The organism is Protofrankia sp. Cj3 (assembly GCF_917627355.1).
Lineage (GTDB): Bacteria > Actinomycetota > Actinomycetes > Frankiales > Frankiaceae > Protofrankia.
The window spans coordinates 1-5812 of the sequence record NZ_CAKJTR010000249.1 but is presented as its reverse complement, the minus strand read 5'-3'; the positions used below and the strand labels follow the sequence as shown (position 1 = coordinate 5812).

7 protein-coding genes and 1 pseudogene are annotated in these 5812 nt (G+C 70.4%); 4 read left to right on the top strand and 4 right to left on the bottom strand.

From position 1 onward, the window contains the following. The 4 genes from MJ783_RS21540 to MJ783_RS21525 all read right to left on the bottom strand — a co-directional run. The coding region (locus MJ783_RS21540; protein ID WP_239313286.1) for an ABC transporter permease at positions 1-501 on the bottom strand (501 nt) is incomplete at its 3' end. Beyond that, positions 501-1142: an ABC transporter ATP-binding protein gene (locus tag MJ783_RS21535; protein ID WP_255720375.1), complete on the bottom strand. Its 642-nt coding sequence runs from the start codon at positions 1140-1142 to the stop codon at positions 501-503. The genes MJ783_RS21540 and MJ783_RS21535, both read right to left, overlap by 1 nt. 20 nt (positions 1143-1162) lie before the next feature. Next, positions 1163-2242, bottom strand: coding sequence for a peptidoglycan-binding protein (locus MJ783_RS21530; protein ID WP_239313284.1), 1080 nt, complete (start codon positions 2240-2242; stop codon positions 1163-1165). Then, positions 2239-2757, bottom strand: a complete 519-nt coding sequence (locus tag MJ783_RS21525; RefSeq protein WP_239313282.1) for a hypothetical protein — start codon at positions 2755-2757, stop codon at positions 2239-2241. The genes MJ783_RS21530 and MJ783_RS21525 overlap by 4 nt, the downstream gene beginning before the upstream one ends. A 176-nt stretch (positions 2758-2933) precedes the next feature. Here MJ783_RS21525 and MJ783_RS21520 point away from each other — a divergent pair, with 176 nt between their 5' ends. The 4 genes and pseudogenes from MJ783_RS21520 to MJ783_RS21505 all read left to right on the top strand — a co-directional run. Next, positions 2934-3590 (top strand): response regulator transcription factor, encoded by a 657-nt coding sequence (locus MJ783_RS21520; protein WP_239313280.1) that lies wholly within the window; start codon positions 2934-2936, stop codon positions 3588-3590. Then, the gene (locus tag MJ783_RS21515) at positions 3587-4777 is read left to right on the top strand and encodes a HAMP domain-containing sensor histidine kinase (protein WP_239313278.1); all 1191 of its coding nucleotides are present in this window, start codon (positions 3587-3589) and stop codon (positions 4775-4777) included. Before MJ783_RS21520 ends, MJ783_RS21515 begins: the two co-directional genes overlap by 4 nt. A gap of 97 nt (positions 4778-4874) precedes the next feature. Next, positions 4875-5273, top strand: a complete 399-nt coding sequence (locus MJ783_RS21510) for a peptidase inhibitor family I36 protein (RefSeq protein ID WP_239313275.1) — start codon at positions 4875-4877, stop codon at positions 5271-5273. A gap of 128 nt (positions 5274-5401) precedes the next feature. After that, a pseudogene (locus tag MJ783_RS21505) lies at positions 5402-5812 on the top strand (hypothetical protein); the annotation flags it as partial.

Below are 5812 nucleotides of genomic sequence, written 5' to 3'. Positions count from 1 at the left end.
GAGGACGACAGCGGGGAGGATCGAGGTCGCGCGGCTGAACCAGCGCCCCTCGGCGACACCGCCGCCGACTGTGCCCAGCAGTCCCGGCTGGGCGGCCAGCACCGCGATGGCGCCGGTGTCGCCCACGTCGATGTGGTCGTTGCGGTAGACCGAGGCGTTGATCCGCCCGGTCGCCGACACCGAATACACCGGGGCTATCCGGGCCGTCATCCGCACCGACTCGGCCGGCAGCTCGGCTCCTTCCCCCAGCACGGTCTGGCCGGGCACGACGGTGAGCAGGTTGGTGCCGAGCTGGTCCAGCCGACGGTCCAGATCAGCGCGGCTGGACGACGAGACGCCGAGGACCGCGACCAGCGCCGCGATCCCGAGCGAGATGCCCAGGGTCGCGAGCCCCACCCGCAGCGGGCGGGAACGCAGGCCGGCGGAACCGGCCCGGAGCGTGTCGGCCAGGCCGAGGCGGGTGGCGGCGGGCAGGGTGGCGGCGGGCAGGGCGCCGGCCATCAGACCACCTGCCCGTCACGAAGGCGCACCTGGCGTGGCAGCCGGTCAGCGATCTCCCGGTCGTGGGTGATGACCACGACGGTGGTGCCGGCCGTGTGAAGTTCATACAGGATGTCCAGCACAGCGGCGCCTGAGCCGGTGTCCAGGTTGCCGGTCGGCTCGTCCGTCAGCAGCAGCGCGGGGGCACCGACCACAGCGCGGGCGATAGCGACCCGCTGCCGCTCACCGCCGGAGAGCTCGTGCGGCCGGTGCCGGAGCCGGTGGCCGAGCCCGACGCGGTCCAGCGCCGTCTCGGCACGCCGGCGACGCTCGCGGATCGGGACGCCGGCGTAGAGCAGCCCGTCCGCCACGTTGTCCAGGCACGGCACACCGTCGGCGAGGTGGAAGTTCTGGAAGACGAAGCCGATGCGGCGCGCCCGCAGCGCGGACAGCCGGCGGTCGGGCAGGGCCGCCACATCGTGTCCGTCCAGGTACACGCTGCCGCTGGACGGCCGGTCAAGGGTACCCATGATGTGGAGCATCGTCGACTTCCCGGAACCGGACCGGCCGACGACGGCCACCATCTCCCCGCTGTGAATAGTCAGATCGACGTTGCGGAGCGCGGCGACCCCGCCCGGGTACATCTTGGACACATCGCGCATCCGGACCACCGCGGCCGGGTTCACGCCGCTACCTTCACCGTCATACCGGCGTCGATGCCAGCGCCGCTGACCTCCACCTGGCCGTCCGCGAACAGCCCGGTCCGCACCGGCAGCACCCGGCTGTGGCCGCCGTCGACGATCTCCAGGGCATACCCTCCCTCGATCGGCGCAAGCACCGCGATGACCGGTACCGTCAGCACGTTCTCCCGCCGCTCCAGCACACGCCGCACCTTCACCGGCGCCCGGTCCAGCCCGTTGAGCGCGTCCTGGTTCGCGATGGTGACAGTGACCGCCACGGTGGCCTGCTGGGCACCGCCGCCGGCCGGGGCGTTCACATCGTCGCCGCTGGGCTGGGTGCTCACCTGCGTGCTGATGTCCGCCACCACGCCGGGTACGGCAGCCCCGGCCGGCGGCACGATGTCCACGGTGGCGCCCTTGACCGCCCACGCCGTGTTCTGCGCCGGGACCTGGGCGGTCACCACCTTGGTCGTGCCGGTGTAGGTGAGCAGCTGGCCGGTCGAGGCCGCGCCGAGCCGGGCCACCCGGCTGGCGACCCGGACCGGTCCGGGCAGGTAGATGACCGCGGCGACGTCCACCGTGCCGGTCTGCGGCCGGCCCAGGTCCCGCTGCCAGCGCTTGACCGCGGCCGCGGTCTCGGCGGTGTACCGCTGGTCGACGGTGAAGCCGGTGTACCCGAGTGCCTGTAGGTTGGTCTCGAACTGCCTGACATCGTTGCCGACCGTGTCGAGCGCGAGCGGGCGGTACATGGGCAGGTCGCCGATGAGCAGCACGACCGGCTGCTCATCGGCGCGCAGCAGGGCATGGCCCCGGTCCACCGTGTCACCGACGTTGGGCAGCCAGGTGAGCGTGCCGGCCGCCTTGGACTCAATCGGCTGGGCCGGGCCGTAGCTGAGTGTCCCGTCCATGAAGGCGGTCCGCGCCAGCGTCGTCCGGGTGATCTCGGCGGTGACCGCCGGTGGCGGTGAGCTGGCCGGGGATGCTGCCGAGGGACGCCGCGCGACGTGCACGGCCACCGCGCCGGCGGTGAGGACGAGCGCGGCCACCACCGCGCCGGTACCAAGGCCGGTGCTTCTCTTCATCGGGCCGCACCATCCCCGCGGGCGGCTGGCCCCACCTGCTGCTGGCAGGTCCGCAGGGCCGACGCCAGGCTCGGGTCGTCCTTGAGCCGGGCAGCCAGCTGATCACCGATGCGCAGGTCGCCGGTCACCGGATCGGGGTCCGGATATTCCGGCACGCCGTGTCCGCGCAGACACTCCGCAAGCCTGCGCCGGGCCTGGACCATCGCCTGATCGGGCCTTGGCGCGTCGACAGCCGCCGGCAGGTACGGGCGGCACCTCTCCTGGCCGGTGGCGAGTACGTCGATGTTCGTACGTTCCTTGTCGATCTGCGGCATGCCCTCGACGTTCAGCTGGTCGAGCAGGGTGACACCGTTGCCCAGCAGGCAGTCGCGGTACCGCCTGAGCTGAGCGCCGCGGTCGGCACTGGCCTGGGTGGCCGGCGGCGAACCGGTCGAGACGGACACCACGCGCGGTGTGCCATCCCCGTCAGCGCAGCCGGCCAGAAAGGCCACGGCCGCCAGTACGACCGCGGCCACCGGGGCGATCAGCGGACTGCGACACCGGCCCCCGGCCGGACTTTTCGTGTTCGTCATGGCAGGGATTGAACACGGACGGCTATAAAATTACCGTCAGCGATGATGCTTACCCAGTTCTTATACGGATTCGTTCACCATCTCCGCAGGGCCGCGGACCGGTCGAGGGGAGAGCTCTTATGCGGGTGCTGGTCGCCGAGGACGAGGAGCTGCTGGCCGGCGCCATCGCCGAGGGCCTCCGCCGGGAGGCGATCGCGGTCGACGTCGTCTACGACGGCGCCGAGGCGCTGGCATGGCTGGAGATCAACGACTACGACGTCCTGGTGCTCGACCGGGACCTACCGATCGTGCACGGCGACGACGTGTGCCGCAGCCTCGTCGGGTCGGCCGCGGCCACCCGGGTGCTGATGCTCACCGCGTCCGGCGAGGTGAGTGACCGGGTCGCCGGCCTGTCCCTCGGCGCCGACGACTACCTGCCGAAACCGTTCGCCTTCCCGGAGTTCGTCGCCCGGGTGCGTGCCCTGGCCCGGCGGGCGCGGCCCGCCGCGCCCCCGGTGCTGCGCCGGGCAGGGGTCGAACTTGACCCGGCGCGCTGGCAGGTGACCCGGGACGGTCGCTTCATCGCCCTGTCCCGCAAGGAGTTCGGGGTGCTCCAGGAGCTTCTCCTCGCCGACGGGGCAGTGGTGAGCGTCGAGCGGCTCCTGGCGAAGGCCTGGGACGAGAACATCGATCCGCTGACCAACGTCGTCCGGGTGACGGTGATGACGCTACGGCGCAAGCTCGGCGAGCCGCCGCTGGTGGAGACCGTCGCCGGAGTGGGGTACCGGCTGCCATGACCAGACTGTCTGTCCGCACCCGGCTGGCCCTGCTCATCGGCTGCCTGGGACTGGTCGTGGGCGGGGTGACGCTGCTCGTCGCCTACCTGGCGGTCGACCACGCCATCGCGCGGCAGCCGATCGATATCCCCGCCGCGGTGGAGACGATGCCGAGCCCCGAGGAGGCCCCGCAGTTCAAGGCCCAGCTGCTGGCCACGGGGCAGGACATCCGGGAACGGCTGCGCGCGCAGACCCTGGGCCCATTGGTGGATCACGGGCTGGTCCTGGCGGCCGGGCTGGCCGCCGCCAGCCTGGCCGCCGGCTGGTTCGTCGGGGGGGTGACGCTGCGTCCGTTACGTCAGATCACCGCCACCGCACGCCGGATCGCGGATCGTAGCCTGCACGAACGGGTCGCGTTAACCGGTGCCCGGGACGAGTGGTGGGAGCTGGGTTCCGCGATCAACGCCATGCTGTCCCGGCTCGACGCGGCCTTCGCGGCCCAACGGCAGTTCGTCGGCAACGCCTCGCACGAACTCAAGACGCCGTTGGCGATCAATCAGACCCTGCTCGAGGTGGCGATGGGCCGCTCCGACGCCCCGCCCGAGCTGATCCGTCTCGGCGAGATCATGCTGGAGGTGAACGCCCGGCACGAACGGCTGGTGGACGGGCTGCTGGCCCTGGCTCGGGCCGAGCACGGCATCACGGACCCGCGGCCGGTTGACCTCGCCGAGGTCGTCGGGGGCGTGCTCACCCTGCTGCGGCCGGATGCCGATCGGCTGCGGCTGCGGGTCACCGCCGAGGCCAGCCCAGTCGTCGTCGACGGCGACCGCGTCCTGCTTGACCGGCTTGTGCAGAACCTGCTGCAGAACGCCATCCGGCACAACGTCGCCAGCGGCTGGTTACGGCTCGCCGCCGGCCCTGTCGACGGCGACGCCCGGCTCACCGTGGTCAACAGCGGCCCGGTCATCGCTCCGGCGAACGTGCCCGAGCTGTTCGAGCCGTTCCAGCGTGCGGCGAACCGCGTGCACTCGGCTCGGGGCACCGGCCTGGGGCTGTCAATTGTGCGATCGGTCGCGCAGGCCCACGGCGGCACGGTGAACGCCGTCGCCCGCAACGAAGGCGGCCTGGAAGTGGTGGTGACGATCCCCCGCAGCCGGCAACAATCAGACAGCAATGATCAAATGGATTTAATAACAGATCAACTATAGCGAGTCAAGACACGAAACCTCGTGACTACTCCCGCTCTCTACCTTAATGAAGGATTAACCGTGTCAACCGGCCCCTTCGTAAGGGAGAGCAACGAACATGGCAACGAGCATCAAGCGAGGGCTCATCATCGCGCTGGCGGCGATCGCCGCCTGCCTCGGCGTCGGGCTGGGGGTGGCTAGCCCGGCCAGCGCGACTGGCAAGAACGGGGCGCTGGAGGCTGGCGAACTCGGCCTCTACTATTTCACGGGCCAGTCAGGGTACCTGTTTGACCTGTACCTGTCCGACCCGGACTTCAGCAACGACGTGTTCCCCGGAACCAGCATCAGCGCCAACAACAACACCGAGTCCTGGCGGAACCTGGACACCTACTGGTGGCGTGTGTTCACCGGCGCGAACTACACCGGTTCAGGCCTTGACCTAGCTCCGTTCTCCGCCTACAACTTCCCGACGACGTTCTTCAACACGATTTCGTCAGCGTACTACTACACGCCCTGACCACCTGTTTCGGAGTGACCGCCGTTCCGCCCATTGATGCTGGGCGGAACGGCGGTCAGCGTAATGGTAGCGCCGCGACCGGCAGCGCACAGCCGCCCGATCCACACCGTCGTTCTGGAGACGAATCTATGGCCTTGAAGCGCCGGTGCACCGGAGCCGGTACCGCGCTCGCCGCGCTGCTGGCGCTGGCCGGCTGCGCAGCCCCAGCAGCCAGCACCGAGCCAGCCGAACCAGCCATCGGCGCGGTGCCGCAGCTGCTGGAAAGCGTGGCGCTACGGCTGCCGGTGGAAGATTACCTGCCCAGCCGGGAACAGAACGAGCGCCTCACCAAAGCCAATCTGGCGCTGATCCAGCGGTGCATGAGCCGGTTCGGTATCACGTACGACGTCAAGCCGGTACCCAGGGGCGACTACGGCCCGATCAGCCTGACCGATCGGCGGTACGGCATCACGGACGCCCCGCTGGCCCGGACCGCCGGGTACGGGTTCGGTCCGCGAGACCCGGCGCTGCAGCCAGCACCGGACAGGCCGAGCATCGGA

Excerpts from the sequence above, each read along its gene's own strand:
- MJ783_RS21535 (WP_255720375.1), bottom strand. The coding sequence starts at position 1,142 with ATGCGCGATGTGTCCAAGATGTACCCGGGCGGGGTCGCCGCGCTCCGC.
- MJ783_RS21530 (WP_239313284.1), bottom strand. The coding sequence starts at position 2,242 with ATGAAGAGAAGCACCGGCCTTGGTACCGGCGCGGTGGTGGCCGCGCTC.
- MJ783_RS21520 (WP_239313280.1), top strand. The coding sequence starts at position 2,934 with ATGCGGGTGCTGGTCGCCGAGGACGAGGAGCTGCTGGCCGGCGCCATC.
- MJ783_RS21515 (WP_239313278.1), top strand. The coding sequence starts at position 3,587 with ATGACCAGACTGTCTGTCCGCACCCGGCTGGCCCTGCTCATCGGCTGC.
- MJ783_RS21510 (WP_239313275.1), top strand. The coding sequence starts at position 4,875 with ATGGCAACGAGCATCAAGCGAGGGCTCATCATCGCGCTGGCGGCGATC.